17 protein-coding genes and 2 pseudogenes are annotated in these 17077 nt (G+C 69.1%); 6 read left to right on the top strand and 13 right to left on the bottom strand.

Annotated features, from left to right (window positions below; genetic code table 11):
- Positions 1-22: 22 nt before the first annotated feature.
- The 6 genes from OG734_RS02005 to OG734_RS01980 all read right to left on the bottom strand — a co-directional run bounded on the left by OG734_RS02005 (position 23) and on the right by OG734_RS01980 (position 3913).
- Entirely contained in the window at positions 23-433 is a 411-nt protein-coding gene (locus OG734_RS02005; protein ID WP_330285716.1) for a (4Fe-4S)-binding protein, read from the bottom strand.
- A 34-nt stretch (positions 434-467) separates the two neighbouring features.
- Positions 468-776, bottom strand: coding sequence for a GNAT family N-acetyltransferase (locus tag OG734_RS02000; protein WP_330285715.1), 309 nt, complete (start codon positions 774-776; stop codon positions 468-470).
- A 167-nt stretch (positions 777-943) separates the two neighbouring features.
- Positions 944-1411 (bottom strand): MarR family winged helix-turn-helix transcriptional regulator, encoded by a 468-nt coding sequence (locus OG734_RS01995; protein WP_330285714.1) that lies wholly within the window; start codon positions 1409-1411, stop codon positions 944-946.
- A gap of 5 nt (positions 1412-1416) precedes the next feature.
- Positions 1417-2154, bottom strand: a complete 738-nt coding sequence (locus OG734_RS01990; RefSeq protein ID WP_330285713.1) for an NADPH-dependent F420 reductase — start codon at positions 2152-2154, stop codon at positions 1417-1419.
- A 20-nt stretch (positions 2155-2174) separates the two neighbouring features.
- A complete protein-coding gene (locus OG734_RS01985; protein ID WP_330285712.1) occupies positions 2175-3206 on the bottom strand; it encodes an LLM class flavin-dependent oxidoreductase in 1032 nt (343 codons plus the stop codon).
- Between the two features lie 143 nt (positions 3207-3349).
- Positions 3350-3913, bottom strand: a complete 564-nt coding sequence (locus tag OG734_RS01980) for a carboxymuconolactone decarboxylase family protein (protein WP_330285711.1) — start codon at positions 3911-3913, stop codon at positions 3350-3352.
- A 207-nt stretch (positions 3914-4120) separates the two neighbouring features.
- On the opposite strand from OG734_RS01980, the pseudogene OG734_RS01975 reads away from it, so the two are divergent.
- Both OG734_RS01975 and OG734_RS01970 read left to right on the top strand, forming a co-directional pair.
- Positions 4121-4456, top strand: a pseudogene (locus OG734_RS01975) (pirin-like C-terminal cupin domain-containing protein); the annotation flags it as partial.
- A gap of 85 nt (positions 4457-4541) precedes the next feature.
- Entirely contained in the window at positions 4542-5492 is a 951-nt protein-coding gene (locus OG734_RS01970) for an NmrA/HSCARG family protein (RefSeq protein ID WP_330285710.1), read from the top strand.
- Positions 5493-5583: 91 nt separating this feature from the next.
- On the opposite strand, the gene OG734_RS01965 is transcribed toward OG734_RS01970, so the two are convergent.
- On the bottom strand, positions 5584-6327 hold the full coding sequence (locus tag OG734_RS01965) for an ABC transporter ATP-binding protein (protein WP_330285709.1): 744 nt from the start codon (positions 6325-6327) through the stop codon (positions 5584-5586).
- On the opposite strand from OG734_RS01965, the gene OG734_RS01960 reads away from it, so the two are divergent.
- Together OG734_RS01960 and OG734_RS01955 are read left to right on the top strand one after the other, a co-directional pair.
- Entirely contained in the window at positions 6307-6729 is a 423-nt protein-coding gene (locus tag OG734_RS01960; RefSeq protein WP_443065057.1) for a substrate-binding domain-containing protein, read from the top strand. The two genes, OG734_RS01965 and OG734_RS01960, sit on opposite strands and share 21 nt — an antisense overlap.
- A 105-nt stretch (positions 6730-6834) precedes the next feature.
- The gene (locus OG734_RS01955) at positions 6835-7755 is read left to right on the top strand and encodes an alpha/beta hydrolase (RefSeq protein ID WP_330285707.1); all 921 of its coding nucleotides are present in this window, start codon (positions 6835-6837) and stop codon (positions 7753-7755) included.
- A gap of 99 nt (positions 7756-7854) precedes the next feature.
- Here the strand turns inward: OG734_RS01955 and OG734_RS01950 are convergent, their stop codons facing one another.
- From OG734_RS01950 to OG734_RS01925, 6 genes and pseudogenes are all read right to left on the bottom strand, one after another.
- Positions 7855-8001 carry a hypothetical protein gene (locus OG734_RS01950; protein ID WP_330294035.1) on the bottom strand — a complete coding sequence of 49 codons (147 nt, stop codon included), beginning with the start codon at positions 7999-8001 and terminating at the stop codon, positions 7855-7857.
- Positions 8002-8209: 208 nt separating this feature from the next.
- Positions 8210-8497 (bottom strand): annotated as a pseudogene (locus tag OG734_RS01945) (alpha-L-rhamnosidase-related protein); the annotation flags it as partial.
- Positions 8498-8823: 326 nt separating this feature from the next.
- Positions 8824-9855, bottom strand: a complete 1032-nt coding sequence (locus tag OG734_RS01940; RefSeq protein WP_330285706.1) for a LacI family DNA-binding transcriptional regulator — start codon at positions 9853-9855, stop codon at positions 8824-8826.
- Positions 9856-9931: 76 nt separating this feature from the next.
- On the bottom strand, positions 9932-10768 hold the full coding sequence (locus OG734_RS01935) for an ATP-binding cassette domain-containing protein (protein WP_330285705.1): 837 nt from the start codon (positions 10766-10768) through the stop codon (positions 9932-9934).
- Positions 10765-11760 carry an ABC transporter permease gene (locus OG734_RS01930; protein ID WP_330285704.1) on the bottom strand — a complete coding sequence of 332 codons (996 nt, stop codon included), beginning with the start codon at positions 11758-11760 and terminating at the stop codon, positions 10765-10767. Before OG734_RS01930 ends, OG734_RS01935 begins: the two co-directional genes overlap by 4 nt.
- A 176-nt stretch (positions 11761-11936) precedes the next feature.
- Positions 11937-12953, bottom strand: a complete 1017-nt coding sequence (locus OG734_RS01925; protein WP_330285703.1) for a sugar ABC transporter substrate-binding protein — start codon at positions 12951-12953, stop codon at positions 11937-11939.
- 315 nt (positions 12954-13268) lie between these two features.
- On the opposite strand from OG734_RS01925, the gene OG734_RS01920 reads away from it, so the two are divergent.
- Both OG734_RS01920 and OG734_RS01915 read left to right on the top strand, forming a co-directional pair.
- The gene (locus tag OG734_RS01920) at positions 13269-14234 is read left to right on the top strand and encodes a carbohydrate kinase family protein (RefSeq protein ID WP_330285702.1); all 966 of its coding nucleotides are present in this window, start codon (positions 13269-13271) and stop codon (positions 14232-14234) included.
- Between the two features lie 222 nt (positions 14235-14456).
- Positions 14457-17018, top strand: a complete 2562-nt coding sequence (locus OG734_RS01915; protein ID WP_330285701.1) for a GH32 C-terminal domain-containing protein — start codon at positions 14457-14459, stop codon at positions 17016-17018.
- The last annotated feature ends 59 nt before the right edge of the window (positions 17019-17077 follow it).

The raw sequence follows: 17077 nt of genomic DNA, 5'->3' as shown, positions 1-17077 counted from the left end.
GGGGCGGCGGCTTCCGCCGGTGTCACTCGCCGCACGGGCCGGAGTGGTCGCAGTACGGCTGCAGTTGACTGCTCCCGCAGCCGCACAGCACGGCCCTGCTCTCGGGGTGCGTCCCCTCCTGCGCGTCCAGCAACAGTTCGCCGCGCACGAGCAACTGTCCGGCAGGGGTACGGGTGATGCGAGTGGGCCGGTCCGGAGTCTCTCTCCCGCCACCTGTCAGTTCGTACTGCAGCGCGCCGGAAGGGCAGCGGCGCACCACCTCTGCCAGTCGGTCGGCCGGGGCGCCATCGGGCTGAATCCAGGGACGTGTACTCGTGTCGAAGACCTCGGGGAGGCCGCCGAGGCATTCGGCGGCGTGCAGACAGCGCCGCGCCTCGAAGGTCACGGTGATCTCCGGCGCCTGGTACGCCTTCTTCTGGGGCTTGTCGCTCATACCGGTCCTCCTCGCTCGTCTTCGGCCGGCCGGTTCAGTCGCTGACCTTGCTCCGGGCCTGGTACAGCAGATCGGCGTACTCGGGGTGGCGGCCGATCCAGGCTGCGTAGAAGGGACAGGTGGCCAGCACGCGCAGTCCTGCGGTGCGTGCCTCGTCGAGGGAGGTCCGAACCAGCGCCGAACCGACCCCCCGGCCCTCGAACTCCGGAGCCACCTCCGTATGCAGGAAGGCGATCAGCTCCGGTGTGCGGAGGTACTGCGAGAAGCCCGCGACCTCCGACCACCCGTCCACCCTGGCCTCATAGCGGCGGGCCTCGGGAACGTCGACCACCTTGGCTGTCACTTGTCCTCCTTGGAGAATGTTGTTACGTCCACAAAATACCCAAGCTCAAGTTGATGTGTCAACCTATGATTGAGCGGCCTGAGTCGGACGTATTCCTTGCACAGGGCGGGGGCCAACGCTTCGCCGAGCGGATTCGAGTCGTTCGCCGTGGCCGCCTACCGTGCTGCTCAGTCGCAGTCCTTCTCCAACTGCTCGAGGATGCGGTTGGAGATCTGGGCGAGCATGGCTAGCTCTGCCGGCGTGAGCGGGTCAATGAACAGGCGGCGGACCGCTTCGACGTGGCGGGGAGCTGCGGTTGCGAGGGCATCACGGCCGACGGGCGTGACGGCGACGAACGCCACGCGTGCGTCGGTGGGGCAGTCCTCACGGACGATCAGGCCGCGCTTGGCCATCCGGTTGAGGTGGTGGGACATCCGGCTCTTCTCCCACTCCACGGCCCTGGCCAGCTCCAGTACGCGCAGCCTCCCTCCGGGAACCTCGGTGAGGTGGACGAGTACCCCGTAATCGGCGCTGGACAGGCCCGACTCGGCCTGCACCTCGCGGCCCAGCCGGCCGACGAGCTTGTCCTGCACCCGTACGAAGCTGCGCCAGGCGTGTTGCTCCGCGTCGGTGAGCCAGCGTGATGTATCTGCCATATGCGCTACTGTAGTCGACTTGTTGACGCGTCATCTGACAGTCGCCGCGGATGTTCTGCGGCCCGCGCACTGATGACGGTACGTCCGCGCGCTGATTCCGGGAAGCGGTCGAGCATCGCGCGCAGTTCCTCGGCTCTGACGTTGGCGCCGAAGGGCTCTGTGCCCGGTTCCAGCCGTACGCCTTCGCCGAGCGGTCCGGCGATGACAGGGTCGAAGCCGAAGTCGTCGACGAGCCGCGTGACGGTGGCGAGGTCGTCCTGATCGTCACCGGCGATGGCGATCGCCTTGCGTCCCGGCGTACCCGAGGGCCGGGCCCCGTCCTCGAGATCGTGGTAGCCCATGTGATTGAAGGCCTTGACCACGCGTGCTCCGGACAGGTGTTCCTGCACGATCTCGCTCGACGAGGTGTACGGGTCGGTGAGGTCCTCGCGGATACCGTCGACCTCCCACCAGTAGTTCATCGCGTCGATGACGAGTGCGCCCCGTAGCGCTTCGGCCGGAATGGTGCGGTACTTGCCGAGGGGAAGGGCCAGAACGGTGACGTCCGCCTGCGCGGCGGCCTGCGTGGCGGTGACCGGGACCGCGCCGGGGGTGAGCACCTCTGTGGTGAGGGCGATCTTGGCGGGGTCGCCGGATCCGGCGATGAGCACGCGGTAGCCGGCTGCCAGGGCCAGCCGTGCCAGCACGGTGCCGACTTTTCCCGCACCCAGGATGCCGACGGTGCCCGCGGCTGTGGTGTCCATTGTCTTCTCCGTTCGCGGCGTCAGCCGGCGAGGATGTCGCGGACCATCGGGATCACCTTCGTGCCGTACAACTCGACCGCGCGCAGTCGCGGGCCGATCGGCATTGATCCCGAGGTGTAGATGAGGTCGAACCGGCCGACGCCGAGTGCCTGGACGGCGGCGGCGATCTTGCGGGCGACCGTCTCGGGCGAGCCGATGTAGAGGGAGCCGTGTGCGATCTCGCGTTCGTACTCCTCCCGGCGGACCGGCGGCCAGCCGCGCAGCGCGCCGATGCGGTCACGGATGACCCGGTAGCGGGGCCAGTGCCGCTCCCGGGCCTCCTCGTCCGTGTCGGCGATGAACCCCGGCGAGTGCATCCCGACCGGATGAGCGGTCGTGCCGAACTCCGCGGCGGCGCGTTGGTAGAGGTCGACGTAGGGCGCGAAACGTTCCGGGGTGCCGCCGATGATGGCGATCATGAGCGGAAACCCGTAGCGCGCGGTGCGGATCACTGACTGCGGTGAACCGCCGACGCCGACCCAGGTGGTCAGGTGCCCGGACTCGGTCTTCGGGAAGACGTCGGCGTTGTCGAGCGATGCCCGCGTGGTGCCGCTCCAGGTGACGGGCTTCTCCTCAAGCAGTTTCGCGAAGAGCTCGATCTTCTCCTCGAACAGCACGTCGTAGTCGCTCAGGTCGTATCCGAACAGCGGGAACGACTCGGTGAAGGAGCCGCGCCCGAGAATGACCTCGGCCCGGCCGTTGGAGAGGGCGTCCACGGTCGCGAACCGCTGGAACACGCGGACCGGATCGTCGGAACTCAGTACGGTCACGCCCGACGCCAGACGGATACGGCTGGTACGCGTGGCGATGCCGGCGAGCACCGTCTCCGGAGTCGAGATGGCGAACTCCGGACGGTGGTGCTCGCCGAGGGCGAGGACGTCGACGCCGGTCTCATCCGCGAGAACGGCCTCCTCGACGACCTGGCGGATGGCCGTCGCGTCGGACACGAGGGCGCCGGAGTCGTCCTCCGGCACGTCGCCGAAGGTGTCCAGACCGAAGACGAGATCAGACATGGGTGGGTTCCTTCGCGAGTAGTTGGCAAACCAATGGTGGTGGCATGGGGGAGGGGGAGAGGGGAGCGGAACGCGCGGGCTCGGTACGGGTATCCGTCACACCTGTGTGGCGCCCGTGTGTGTGGCGCCCGTGCGTGCGGTACCTACCGGGCGGCCGCTTCCCGCCCGCCTGCTTCCTCGCTCGCGGTGAGGTCGCCGGATCCGGGCGCCCCGTTCGGAGAGGCCGTTCGCGTCGCGCGCACCGGATGCTTGCTCATGATCGAGAGCCGGTTGAACGCGTTCATCGTGATCGCTCCCCAGATCACCGCGGAGATCTGGTCGTCCGTGAGTTCATCGCGAGCGGCCCCGTAGGCGGATTCCTGTGCGAGGGCGTCGGTCGGGTCGGTCGTCGCCTCGGCCAGTGCCAGGGCCGCGCGTTCCAGAGGGGTGAACACCTCGGTGTCCCGCCAGGCGGCCAGTACTCCCAGCCGCTGTGCCGACTCGCCCGCGCGTATGGCCGCCTTGGTGTGGGTGTCGAGGCAGAAGGCGCAGCCGTTCATCTGCGACACACGGAGGTTGACCAGTTCCATGACGGTGCGGTCCAGCCCGGCGTCGGCGGCGACCGCGTGGACCGCTTCAGAGGTCTGCGTCAGAGCGCGGAAGGCCCGGGGGCTCTGCTTGTCGATGAAGATCCTCCGGGGCGCGGCTCCCGGTGTACGGCTGCTCACTCTGGCCTCCTTCAGGGGTCGTCCATGGCTTCCCCCTGCTAGTCATACGCATGCTGTGGCGACTGTCGTACCGTTCATGGCATTGTAGTTGATGTGACAACTGAAGTGGATGGAAGGGTGGTCCCGGTGAGCAGCGTGGAACTCGAGTCTCTGGCGGTGGCGTGTGGAGCGCTGGTCGACGAGAGGCAGCCGGCCGAGGCGCCCCGGGTCGTGGACAGCGGGAACGTCCGCGTGGCCGACACGCTGTTGAGCCCGGCGGAGCTGGGTTATGTCCACCCGGGCATCGACACCCTGACGTTGGTGAACGAGTCGGACGGTCCGGCGCGGACGATCCTGCTCGGCGGCACTCCGTTCGAGGAGGAGATCGTCATGTGGTGGAACTTCATCGGACGCGACCATGAGGACATCGTCCGGGCCCGAGAGGACTGGGAGGCCTCGTCCGAGCGCTTCGGCGGCATCGAGGAATACCCGGGAGGCCGCCTTGCTGCGCCCGCCTTGCCGAATGCCGTCATCAGGCCACGCGCGAATCCCCCGCGTCGCTGACCTCCCTCCAAAAGTTGACGCGTCATCTTGCCTGCGTTAAATTTGTAGACGCATCAACCAAAGTCTTCGGGTAGGAGCACCAGCTATGAGTGAGCAAAAGGTCATCGCAGTCACCGGAGCGACGGGTGCCCAGGGCGGCGGTGCCGCGCGGGCGATCCTCGCCGACCCCGACTCGGGCTTCGCGGTACGCGCGCTGACCCGCGACCCCGCCTCACCCGCCGCCAGGGAACTGGCCGAGCTCGGTGCCGAGGTCGTCCAGGCGGACTTCTACGACGAGCCCAGCGTGCACAAGGCGTTCGAAGGTGCCTACAGCGCCTTCCTGGTCACCAACTTCTGGGCACACGGCTCGGCGGCCAAGGAGATCGAGGAGATCAACGTCCTGGTACGGGCCGCCAAGGCCGCGGAGCTGAAGCATGTCGTGTGGTCGACACTGGAGGACACCCGCGACCTCCTGCCGCTCGACGACGAGCGGATGCCCGTACTCCAGGACGAGTACAACGTGCCGCACTTCGACGCCAAGGGAGAGGCCAACGACCTCTTCAGCCAAGCCGGCGTACCCACCACCTTCCTGAACACCACCTTCTTCTTCCAGGGCTTCCTGACCCAGATGGGTCCCCAGCGCGGTGATGACGGCGTGCTGACGCTGACCCTGCCGCTGGCGGAGGGCAAGCTGCTCTCCGGCGTGGACGCCGAGGACATCGGCCGGACGGCTTTCGGCATCCTCAAGGGCGGCGAGCGGTTCGTCGGCGAGACCGTCGGCCTGGCCGGCGACCATCTGACCGGGGCGCAGTACGCGGCGAAGTTCGAGGCCGCCCTCGGCGAGCCGGTGCGCTTCCAGTCGGTGCCCTACGACGTCTTCCGTTCCCTCGAGTTTCCGGGCGCCGAGGAGATCGGCAACATGTTCCAGTACTACGGCGACTTCGACCAGGAGTTCACCGGCGCCCGCGACCTGGACACGGTGCGGGAACTCAACCCGGCGCTCAAGAGCTTCGACGCCTGGCTGGCCGCCAACGCCGCGAAGATCAAGGCGAGCTGACCGAGACATGCGGTTCGCGCACGTACGCGTGCCCGGCGACCCACTGAACGCCCTGGCCTGGCCGGCCCGCCTCGTGGGACGTACCCCCCCGTCATATGGCCGCGTTCACCCCCAACCGCTGCTGACGTCGACTGCGTTGCAGGATCGGGTCGGGGACGGGCGCGGCCGCCACCAGGCGCCGGGTGTACGCGTGCTGCGGCCGGTCGCACACGTCGGTGCTGCGGCCCTCCTCGACGATGCGTCCGTGCTGCAGTACGAGGGTGCGTGCCGCGAACTCCTTGACTACGGCGAGGTCGTGCGTGATGAACAGGTACGCGCACCCCAGCGTGTGCTGGAGTTCGGCGAGGAGACTCAGCGCGGCGGCCTGGGTGGTGACGTCGAGCGCGCTGGTCGGCTCGTCGCAGATGATGAGCCGGGGTTGCCTGGCGACCGCCCGGGCGATGGCGATGCGCTGGCGCTGACCTCCGCTGAACTGGGCCGGATACCGGTCGGCCGCGTCCTCGGGCAGGCCCACGCGGCGCAGCAGATCGGCGATGTGATCGCGGACTTCCTGGCGTGATCGGGTCGAACCGGAGAGCAGGGGTTCCGCCAGCGTCCGGCCCACGGGCAGCGCCGGGTTGAGCGACCCGTACGGGTTCTGGAAGATCGCCTGCAGATCGTAGGACAGCAGTCGGCGGGCCCGGCCGGTGAGTCGGGTGATGTCCCGCCCGTCGAGCAGTACGCGTCCGCCGCTGACCGGGGTGAGTCCCAGCACCGCCCTGCCGATGGTCGTCTTTCCCGAGCCGGACTCTCCCACGAGGGCAACCGTCTCGGCCTGACCGACCACGAACGACACGTCCTCGATGACGGTGGTCGGGGGCTTGCGGAAGCCACGGGTCGGGTAGACGTCCGGACTGTGCCGCTCACACCGAGCGGGGCGGCCGACGCGGTCCGGGCCTGGCGTGCCATGGGCCCCCCGGTGACCGGCATCTGCGCGTTCAACGACGAGGTCGCCATGGCTGTGCTGGCCGGTGTGCAGTATCTGGGCCTGCAAGCTCCCCGGGACATCGCGGTGATCGGCGTCGACAACAGCCCCGCCTCGGCGGTGGCCTGCCCACCGCTGACCACGGTCGTCCAGGACGTCGCCGCCGTCGCCGAGCACTACGCGGACTCCGTGACCGCCGCGCTCGCCGGTACGCAGGCCTCCGAGGAACTGATCGAGCAGCACATTCGTCTGGAGGTGCGGGAGTCGGCGTGACGGCCTGATCTCCTCGTGGCCGGGGCAACCGGACAGGGACCGGCCACGATCCCGCGCCCCGGCTGACCTTCCTGTGTCCGCGGACCTCACAGAGAGCTGACGACCATGCCCCTGGATCCCTACCTCGCGCAGCGACTGCACCTCATAGCCGACCTCACGTTCGACGACATCGAGGACCCGGAGGCCGCCGAGCGGTTCCGCCAGTTCGCGGAGGATCCCTCGGAGTGGGTCCAACCCGACGTCACCATCGAGAACCGCGAGATCGCCGGACCGCACGGCCCGGTGCCTGTCCGGACGTACACCCCGCAGGATCCCGCCTCCACGGCCGTACTGTGGCTGCACGGCGGCGGCTTCTTCGGCGGCACCCTCAACATGCCCGAGGCACACATGGTGGCCTCCGAACTGGCGGTGCGGGCCCGGGCGGTGGTGGTGTCCGTCGGCTACCGGCTGGCCACAGGCGGTGTCCGCTATCCCGTTCCGTTGGACGACGTGTGCGCCGCGTGGCAGTGGTTGCGAACCGATCTGGCCGCCGACGCCGGGACCCTGGCCCTCGGCGGCGCGAGCGCGGGCGCGGCCCTGGCTCTGGCCGCGGCCCTTCGGGACGGCGACGACGCGGTGCGGCCGGCTGATCTCCTCCTGCTCGCCTATCCGTTCGCGCACTTCCCCGTCCCGGCGCTGGACGCTGCGACAGCCGCCTACATGGCCACTCTGCCGCCGACGATGCGCTTCACCACGGACAGCATCGAGTTCATGGTGAAGAACTACGTCGGCCGGCTCACCGACCTGCCGCGCGACGCACTGCCGGGAGCGGCCGCGCTGCACGGCCTCCCACCGGTACGTCTCCTTCTCTCCGAATACGACGATCTCCGTCCCTCCGGTGCACTCCTGGCGCGGCAGTTGGCGGAATCCGACGTGGCGGTGACGACCCACGTGGCCGCCGGCATGCCTCACGGCCACCTCAACCGGACCCCGGCACTGCCCGGAGTCGAGCAGTCACTCGACTTCTTGGCCGCCGCCCTGCGGTAGCGCCCCCCTACATCCCGTATATGAGGAGCGGCCCGCTGTCGTGTCAGGGAACAGCGGGCCGCGGTCTGTGGGCGAGTGTACGGAACCGGGCGCGACGGCTCAGGCGCCGACAGCCCCCGCGTACACCTCGCTCATCCTCATGAGCTGCTCCAGCACCTCATCGGGAACCGGCGCGGGCAGGAAGCCGGTGAACTGGCGCATCGCCATGGACGACAGCAGGAGCAGCGCGCCGTCGTTTCCCTCCATGGCTCCATCGGCCTGTTCCCTGGTGAGTCCGGATGTCATCGCCGCCGTCAGAGCGGGGCCGACCGTCGGGTGGGCGAACCACTCGCCGGCCGTGGAGTCGAGGGTGAGCGGCCGCAGTACGTTGTCGCCCTTCAGGACAAGGACGGCGGTGCGGGGTGCCCAGGAACCCGGTGGTGATGCGTCCGTCGCGGGCCCGCACCAGACCTGCGAGGGCCTTGCCCACGTCCGCGCGCTCGGTGGCCGGTGCGATGCCGAATTCGAGGGCGAGCGCACAGCCGGTCTGGGTGGTGCGGGCGTGGTCGCCCCACTTGCGCCAGGCGGCCTCGGCGGTACGCCGGTGCAGGTCCGCGTACCGCTCGGCGTCGTCGGCGTGGCCCAGTTCGCGGGCCGCGTCGGAGAGCAGCCGGGCGCTGTGCGCGACGAACGCGGTGGCGACATACCCGGAGTCGGTGGTGGCGCGCGCCGGATCCTCCGGTGGCGCCGCCGGGTCGAGCACCCGAAGGCGTCCAGGAACCCCCGTACCGCCTCCGCCGGGCCCACCGCCGATCCGCCAGGGTCGAACCCGTGCAGATTCACATACAACTGCCCGTCGGGAAAGGCCCGTTGAGCCCGGCGACCCAGTGCACGGCCAACACGGCCTTGCCCACCCCCGCGCACAGCCCGGACCGGCTTGTGGACGTCGTCCAGCAGACGGGAAGGACCATCAGCGCGCGGCTGCGCGGCCGATGAACCTGCGCCCTCCGGATTGCCGGAGGCAAGGCTTTGATACGGACGTGCCGTCGGTGGTCCGGGAACGAACTCACCGCGCAGCCTCGAAACGATTCACGCCTCCTGCAGTGCGGGGGCAGGGAGTTCGCCCGAGCCTCGGGTGATCAGGTGGGTGGGGACGATGATGGTGCGGGCTCGGGAGCGGTCCCCGTCCAGGCGGGCCAGCGCGGTGGTCGCCGCCGTTCTGCCGAGTTCTTCCGCGTCCTGGGCGACGACGGTCAGGGCCGGTTCGAGGGCCTCGGCGAGTGCCACCTCGTCGAAGGCGACGAGGGCGACGTCCTTGCGCTTGCTGCGGGCCAGTTCGGCCACTGTCCCCAGCGCCATGATGTTGTTGCCGGCGAACAGGGCGGTCGGGGGATCGGCCAGATCGAGGAGCTGGGCGGTCGCGGCCTCGGCGCCCTGTTGGTCGTGGGCGTTGGTGACGAGCGCGCGGTCGAAGGGGATATCGGCTTCCTGCAGCGCGGAGCGGTAGCCGGCCAGGCGTTCACGGCGGGTGTACAGCTTCGGGGGCAGGTCACCGACGAAGCCGATGCGCCGGTGCCCGTGGGCGACGAGGTGGGCGACGCCGTCGTGGGCTCCGGCCCGGTTGGAGCTGACGATGCTGTCCGTGGCGAGGCCGACTCCGGGGCGGTCGAGGAAGATCACGGGCAGTCCCGCCGTACGGTGGGACTTGAGGTGGGAGTGGTCGGCGCCGACGGACGGAACGACGATCAGGATGCTGACGCGGCGGGCGAGGAACTTGTCCGTCAGGGCGCGTTCTCGCTCGGGGGCGTCCGCGGAGGAGCCCATGAGGAGGGTCAGCCCGCGTTCGCGGACGGTGTCCTCGATGGCACGGGCCACAGCTCCGAAGAAGGGGTTGCCGAGGTCGGGAATGACCAGGCCGATGGTGGTGTCCGGGCCGCCGACGCGGATGTTGCGGGCCATGAGGTTCGGCTGGAAGCCGAGCTTGGCCACTGCGGCGAGTACCTGTTCCCTGGTCTGCGCGGAGGCCGGTCCGTCCTCGTTGAGGACTCGGGAGACCGTCTTGGCGCTGACGCCGACTTCGCGGGCGACGTCGGCAAGGGTGGGGCGGCGGTTCGCTGCCATGGAGGAAACCGTCTCCTGAGGGCTCTCGGTTCCGGCCGCGGCCTCGGCCGGGAACTGCGAGAGCGGTGTTGAGCTGTCAGGTGGCCTGGACTCCGGCGGCCTTCGCGGCCTCCGAATCCGCTACGACAGTATCTCCGGCCTCGTCGATGCTGAGCGCACCGGTCATGATGGCGACGACCTCGGCCATGGAGTAGTCGGAGGGCTTGATCACGGCGGCGCGCCGGCCGAGGCGGTGCACATGGATCCGGTCGGCGATCTCGAAGACGTGCGGCATGTTGTGGCTGATCAGAACGACCGGCATGCCCTTGTCCCGGACCCGGCGGATCAGGTCGAGAACCTGGCCGGACTCCTTGACGCCGAGGGCGGCGGTGGGTTCGTCCATGACGACGACGCTGCTGGCCCAGGCGACGGAACGGGCGACCGCGACGGCCTGCCGCTGCCCGCCGGACAGTGTCTCCACCGACTGCGTCAGCGAACGCAGGCCGATCTTCAGGTCGGCCATGTGCTCGGCCGCCTCCTGACGCATGCGCTTCTTGTCGAGCATGCGGAAGACGCTGCCGAGGACGCCGGAGCGGCGCAGCTCCCGCCCGAGGAACATGTTCGAGGCGATGTCCATCGAGGCGGCCACGGCGAGGTCCTGATACACCGTCTCGATGCCGTGGGCGCGTGCGCTCTGGGGACCGGAGAAGGCGATGGGTTCGCCGTTGAGACGTATCTCGCCCGCGTCCGGAGTCACCGCGCCGGTGAGGGCCTTGATGAGGCTGGTCTTGCCGGCGCCGTTGTCGCCGATGACGGCGAGGACCTCGCCGGGCAGCAGGTCGAAGTCGGCGCCGTCGATGGCGGTGACCTGGCCGTACCGCTTGACCAGACCGCGGGCCTGCAGCACGGGCGTGGGGGAGGAGGTGGCGGTCATCGGGCCTTCTTCCGGGAGAGCTGGTCGACGGTCACCGCGAGGATCACCAGGACGCCGGTGATCAGGGTCTGGTAGATGGAGGCGACGCCCATCAGCTGGAGGCCGTTGCGGAACACGCCGACGATGAGGACACCGATGAAGGTGCCCAGGACCGAGCCACGGCCACCGAAGAGGCTCGTGCCGCCGAGGACCACGGCGGTGATGCTGTCGAGGTTGTCGGTCTGCCCGGCCTGCGGATCGCCGACTCCGGTGCGCGAGATGAGCAGCAGGGCGGCGATGCCGTACAGCAGGCCGGCCACGGTGTAGATGCCGATGGTGAGGCGGGAGGTACGGATGCCGTTGAGCCGGGCGGCCTCGGCGCTGTTGCCCAGGGCGTACACGTGTCGGCCCCAGCCGGTGCTGCTGAGCGCGTAGGCGAGGAGGAGGAACAGGGCGATGGTGACCAGGGAGCCGTAGGTGATGTCCGTGTGGCCCAGCGGGAAGGTCTCCCCGAGGGCGGTCAGCGAACCGGGCAGGTTGGTGACCGTCTGCTCTTCGGAGTAGATGTGGGTCAGCGCGAACGCCACGTTGAGCATGCCGAGGGTCACGATGAACGGCGGCAGCGGGATCTTCTGCACCAACAGCCCGTTGAGCAGCCCGAAGCCGCCGCAGACCACCAGGCCCAGCGTGATCGCGACAAGCGGGGGGACGGAGCCCTCGGCCGCCATCTTGGCGATCACGATGCTGCCGAACGCCATCACCGCCCCGCACGACAGGTCGATGCCCGCCGTGAGGATGATCAGGGTCTGGCCGATGGCGAGGGTGCCCACGACCATGACCTGCTGCACGATCAGCGAGAAGTTCCCGCCGGTGAGGAACTGGTCGGTCGAGAAGGAGAAGAAGGCGCAGGCCAGGAGGAGGGCGGCCAGGGGTCCGGTGGTCGGCGCCGTGAGCAGTCTGCGGGCCGTTGTCGGTGCTTTGAGCTCCGAGTACGGCGTTGTCGTGGCTGTCATGCGAAGTCCTTGTCGGAAGACAGATGTCCTGGTCGGAGAACGAGAGCTGTGGCCCCGCCGTCGGAGGACGGGGCAGCGGCCTCGCCGCCGGGACAAGAAGGGCGGTCGTCCCTGGTCGGGGCGGGACGACCGCCCCGCTGAGGGGAGTGGCGGTGTCGTACGGACCTGGGGGCGGCTCAGCCCCAGCAGTTCTCCAGGCCGTAGGCGGTGTCCTTCGACGTGACCCCGTCCTGCGCCTTGTCGGTGATCAGCGTGACGCCGGTGTCGGTGTAACCGGACGCCTTCTTGTCGTCCTTGGCGTACGTGACGACGGCCTTGACGCCCTCGGCGGCCATCTTCAGCGGGTACTGCTGTGACGTCGCGGCGATCTTGCCGTCCTTGACGGCCTGGGTGCCGGTGCAGCCGCCGTCGACGGAGACGATGAGGACGTCCTTCTCGCGGCCCTTGGCCTTCAGCGCGGTGTACGCGCCGAGGGCCGCCGGCTCGTTGATGGTGTAGACGACGTTGATGTCGGGCTCCTTCTGGAGACAGTTCTCCATCGCCGTCTGGCCCTTGGCCTGGTCACCACCGGTGTCCTGGGCACACACGACGTCCTTTTCGGCGGCGCCGAAGCCCTTCAGGAAACCGTTGTGCCGCTGGATGCCGACGGAGACGCCCGGCGCGAGGTCGAGGGCGGCTATCTTCGCCGTCTTGCCCTTCATCGCGGCCTTGGCGTACTCGCCGATCAGCTCACCGGCCTTGAGGTTGTCGGTGGCGAACAGCGCGTCGACCGCGCTCTCCGGCTCGGTCGGGGTGTCCAGGGCGATGACCAGAACACCCTTGGCGCGGGCCTTCTCGATCGCGGGCACGATGGCCTTGGAGTCGCTCGGGGTGATCAGGATGCCCTTCACACCAGCGGCGACCATGTTCTCGATGGCGGTGACCTGACCGGCGTTGTCCCCGTCGAACTTGCCCGCCGCGGTGGACAGTTGGGCACCGTTCTCCTTGGCGGCCTTCTCCGCGCCCTCCTTCATCTTCACGAAGAACGGGTTGGTGTCGGTCTTGGTGATCAGACCGACCTTGACCTCGCCCGAGCCGGAGCCCGACGACCCCGAACCGGAGCCGGACCCGCAGGCCGTCAGGGTGAGTGCCGCGACGCCCGTGACCGCGGCGGCTCGGAGGAGGGACGAGGACGGGCGAGTGGTGCGAGACATGATCGACTCCTGTGGGATAGCGGGCGGCACGGGGGTTTGGGATCAGAGCATGCCGCCCGGGGTGTCATCGTTGACTTATGTCATCGTTGACACTGCCTGGCCAGGATGATGGACTCCGGATCCCGGCAACGTCAATGCCTTCCACTTGTCACAAATCGGCAACGTCCCAGCCGTCGTTGCTGAGCAGCCGGTCAGCGGCGGTGTCGCCGCCGCCTGTTTGCCCGGTCTTTCCAAGCTTTCCGAGCCATCCGAGTTCTTCCCAGCCCGTCCAAGCCCGTCCGAGCCCGTCAGAGCCCTTTCGAGAGGGAGCAGCCCATGAGCCCGCGTCAGATCACCGTGCTGGGAGAGTGCGTCGCGGACGCCTTCACCGAACCGGCGGCAAGCGCCTCGAACGAACTCGCCCTGCGGGTGCTGCCGGGCGGCGGACCCGCGAACACGGCGGTGGCCCTGGCCCGGCTCGGTACGCCGGCCCGCTTCCTCGCCCGTCTGTCCGGCGACGTGTTCGGCCGCCTGTTCCGGGCCCACCTGGAGGCGTCCGGCGTCGACCTGTCGTACGCGGTCGCCGCCGCCGAGCCCAGCACGCTGGCCGTGGCCGAGCTGGATGCGGGCGGGCAGGCCGCGTTCTCGTTCCACGCGCAGAACACGGCCGACTGGCAGTGGACTTCGGCGGAACTGGCAAGAGCGGATCTGTCCGGAACGGCGTGTGTCCACACCGGATCGCTCGCACTGGTCCGCGAGCCCGGCGGAGCGGTGGTGGAGGAGTTCCTGCAGACGGCGGCCGAGCGGGCCACCATCAGCATCGATCCCAACGTCCGGCCGCTGCTGGTGCGCCCCGAGGCCTACCGCGCCAGGCTGGCGCACTGGTGCGCTCTCGCCGACATCCTGCGCCTGAGCGAGGACGACCTGGAACTCCTCCTGCCGGGCACCCCGCCGGAGCAGGCGTGCGACACCTGGCATGCCGCGGGTGTACGGCTCGTGGTGATCACGCTCGGCGCCGGCGGCGCACTGGCCTCACTCGACGGCGAACGGCTGCGGGTGCCCGCGGTGGCCACGCGGGTCGTCGACACCGTCGGCGCGGGGGACTCCTTCACCGCCGGCCTGCTGCACCACCTCGGCGCCCTCGGACTCCTCGGCGGACGACTGACCGCCCTTGGCGTCGACGAGGTCGCGGAAGCCTGCCGGTTCGGCACCCAGGTCGCGGCCCTGACCTGCTCGGTCGCCGGTCCCAACCCGCCGTGGCGGAACCAGTTGGCGCAGCTCACGGACGCCGGTGGCGTCTGAGGGTTCGGGCAGCCGCGCCGGGCAATCCCACCCGAACCGTTGACGCACCAACCGGATTCCGCTCATCATCGGGGCCACTCGATGTCATCGATGACACAAGTCAACGTTGACACCTCTGGTGGGCGTCATGGACGATGACGCCGGCCAGGGTGTCACTCGTCGGCCGGTCCACGCATGAGCCGCAGGTTTCGCCCAGTGGACGGCCACAGCACAGGAGACACCATGAGCTCTGGACGTGTATCCCGGCATGCCCGCACACGAATGATCGCGGCGGTGGCCAGCGTTTGCGCCCTGTCCGCCGCCCCGCTCGCCCCCCAGGCCGCAGCCGCCGGCACCCCGCCGTACTCCGAGGCCTACCGGCCCCAGTTCCACTTCACTCCGGAGAAGAACTGGATGAACGACCCCAACGGTCTCGTGTACTACAAGGGCGAGTACCACCTCTTCTACCAGTACAACCCGAACGGCAATTCCTGGGGCGACATGTCCTGGGGGCATGCGGTGAGCAGGGACCTCGTGCACTGGAAGCAGTTGCCGCTCGCCCTCTCGCACGACGACAACGAGATGGTGTTCTCCGGCAGCGCGGTCGTCGACCGGGACAACACCACAGGGTTCGGTACGAAGAAGAACCCGGCCATGGTGGCGATCTACACCAGCGCCTACAAGGACGGCGGCAAGCAGGCCCAGTCGCTCGCCTACAGCACCGACCGCGGGCGCACCTGGACCAAGTACCAGGGTAATCCCGTCATCGACATCGGTTCCAAGGACTTCCGCGACCCCAAGGTCCAGTGGTACGCGCCGACGAAGAGCTGGCTGATGACGGTGTCGATGTCCGCCGAGCACAAGGTGCGGTTCTACTCGTCCAAGAACCTCAAGGACTGGAATCTGCAGAGCGAGTTCGGGCCGTCCGGTGCGACGGGCGGCGTGTGGGAGTGCCCCGACCTGTTCCCCCTCGCGGTCGACGGGAACAAGAAGAAGATCAAGTGGGTCCTGGTCGTCAACATCAACCCCGGTGGTATCGCCGGTGGTTCGGCTGCCCAGTACTTCGTCGGCGACTTCGACGGCAAGAAGTTCACCGCCGACGCCAAGGGCACCTACACCCCGCCCACCGGCCAGGTCGTACAGGACTTCGAGGGCGCCGACTTCGGTTCGTGGACCACCACGGGCACCGCGTTCGGCGCGGCGCCGGCAGCCGGGGCGGTGGAGGGCCAGGGCACGGTCGACGGGTTCGACGGCAAGGGCCTCGCCAACAGCTTCCACGGGGGCGACGCCACCACCGGCACCCTGACCTCGCGCCCCTTCACCGTCGCCGGCAAGTACCTGAACTTCAAGGTGGGCGGAGGTCGGCACCCGCACGTCGACGGCACCGTCATGGAGCAGGGCCCGCCGCCCGCGGGCACGGTCCTCGCCGACTTCGAGGGCGGCACGTACGGCGGCTGGACGACCACCGGGGATGCCTTCGGCGCCGCGCCGGCCGCCGGCACCCTCCCCAACCAGCAGGAGGTCTCCGGCTTCCTGGGCAGCGGCCTGGCCAACAGCTACCTGAACGGCGACGCCACCACCGGCACCCTCACCTCCCCCGAGTTCACCATCGACAGGGACTACGTCAACTTCCTGGTCGGCGGCGGCAATCACCCCGCCGGCTCCGACAACCCGACCGCCGTCGAACTCCTCGTCGACGGCAAGGCGGTCCGCAGCACCACCGGACAGGACGGTGAGGCACTCAACTGGGCCTCCTGGGACGTCAAGGACCTCGTCGGCAAGAAGGCGCAGATCAAGATCGTCGACGACAACAGCGGCGGCTGGGGCCACCTCAACGTCGACCACATCATGCTCTCGGACACCCAGGCCCAGCCCGTCTCCCAGGAGACGTCCGTCAACCTCGTCGTCGACGGCAAGGTGGTCCGCAGCGCCACCGGGTCCAACAGCGAGACCCTGGACTGGGCCTCCTTCGATCTGCGCCCCTACGCCGGCAAGCAGGCGCAGATCCAGATCGTCGACATGAACACCGCCGGCTGGGGCCATCTCCTCGCCGACCGGTTCACCGCCGCCGACACGGCCGCGAAGTCCGTCGTGCAGCGCGCCGACTGGGCCGACTACGGGAAGGACTACTACGCCGCGGTCTCCTGGGAGAACGCGCCGGGCGGCAAGCGGTACATGATCGGCTGGATGAACAACTGGGACTACAGCGGCGCCATCCCCACGTCCCCCTGGCGCGGCGCACAGAGCATCCCCCGGGAGATGGCCCTGCGCACGGTCGACGGTCGCATCCGGTTGACCAGCCGACCCGTGAGCAGCGTGGCGTCGCTGCGGCGGCAACACCCGGCGTCCGCGGCCGGCGTCACCGTCAGGAACACCTCCCGGCCTCTGATCGGCCCCGCGGCCCAGGGCAAGGCACTCGACATCGAGGCGACCTTCTCCCTCAAGGACGCCGACCGGTTCGGTCTGAAGGTGCGCGCGGGCGCGAACGGCCAGGAGACCGTCATCGGCTACGACACCACGACCCAGGAGCTGTACGTCGACCGCACCCACTCCGGCGCCGTCGACTTCAACAGCACCTTCCCCGGCGTCCAGACCGCACCCCTGAAGCCCGAGAACGGCAAGGTGAAGCTGCGGATCCTCGTGGACTGGTCGTCCGTCGAAGTCTTCGGCGGCAGCGGCGAGGTCTCGATCACCGACCAGATCTTCCCCGACCCCGCCGGCCAGGGAGTGCAGGTCTTCGCCGAGAACGGCTCGGTGAAGCTGGACCGGGCCGTCGTCTGGCACCTCGGCTCCGCCCACAAGTGACGCCCAGAGCGTACGACCAAATCCGACGACCACCTCTGATGCCCCCGACCGACAAGGAC

This window comes from Streptomyces sp. NBC_00576, from assembly GCF_036345175.1.
Classification (GTDB): Bacteria; Actinomycetota; Actinomycetes; order Streptomycetales; family Streptomycetaceae; genus Streptomyces.
The sequence above is the reverse complement of the archived record's forward strand: the minus strand, read 5'-3'. Positions and strand labels throughout refer to the sequence as shown.

Bases quoted from the DNA above. Each gene is read 5' to 3' on its own strand.
- OG734_RS01915 (WP_330285701.1), top strand. From the start codon at position 14,457: ATGAGCTCTGGACGTGTATCCCGGCATGCCCGCACACGAATGATCGCG.
- OG734_RS01995 (WP_330285714.1), bottom strand. From the start codon at position 1,411: ATGGCAGATACATCACGCTGGCTCACCGACGCGGAGCAACACGCCTGG.
- OG734_RS01940 (WP_330285706.1), bottom strand. From the start codon at position 9,855: ATGGCAGCGAACCGCCGCCCCACCCTTGCCGACGTCGCCCGCGAAGTC.
- OG734_RS01955 (WP_330285707.1), top strand. From the start codon at position 6,835: ATGCCCCTGGATCCCTACCTCGCGCAGCGACTGCACCTCATAGCCGAC.
- OG734_RS01920 (WP_330285702.1), top strand. From the start codon at position 13,269: ATGAGCCCGCGTCAGATCACCGTGCTGGGAGAGTGCGTCGCGGACGCC.
- OG734_RS02005 (WP_330285716.1), bottom strand. From the start codon at position 433: ATGAGCGACAAGCCCCAGAAGAAGGCGTACCAGGCGCCGGAGATCACC.
- OG734_RS01970 (WP_330285710.1), top strand. From the start codon at position 4,542: ATGAGTGAGCAAAAGGTCATCGCAGTCACCGGAGCGACGGGTGCCCAG.
- OG734_RS01985 (WP_330285712.1), bottom strand. From the start codon at position 3,206: ATGTCTGATCTCGTCTTCGGTCTGGACACCTTCGGCGACGTGCCGGAG.
- OG734_RS01925 (WP_330285703.1), bottom strand. From the start codon at position 12,953: ATGTCTCGCACCACTCGCCCGTCCTCGTCCCTCCTCCGAGCCGCCGCG.
- OG734_RS01935 (WP_330285705.1), bottom strand. From the start codon at position 10,768: ATGACCGCCACCTCCTCCCCCACGCCCGTGCTGCAGGCCCGCGGTCTG.
- OG734_RS01990 (WP_330285713.1), bottom strand. From the start codon at position 2,154: ATGGACACCACAGCCGCGGGCACCGTCGGCATCCTGGGTGCGGGAAAA.
- OG734_RS01930 (WP_330285704.1), bottom strand. From the start codon at position 11,760: ATGACAGCCACGACAACGCCGTACTCGGAGCTCAAAGCACCGACAACG.
- OG734_RS01950 (WP_330294035.1), bottom strand. From the start codon at position 8,001: ATGGAGGGAAACGACGGCGCGCTGCTCCTGCTGTCGTCCATGGCGATG.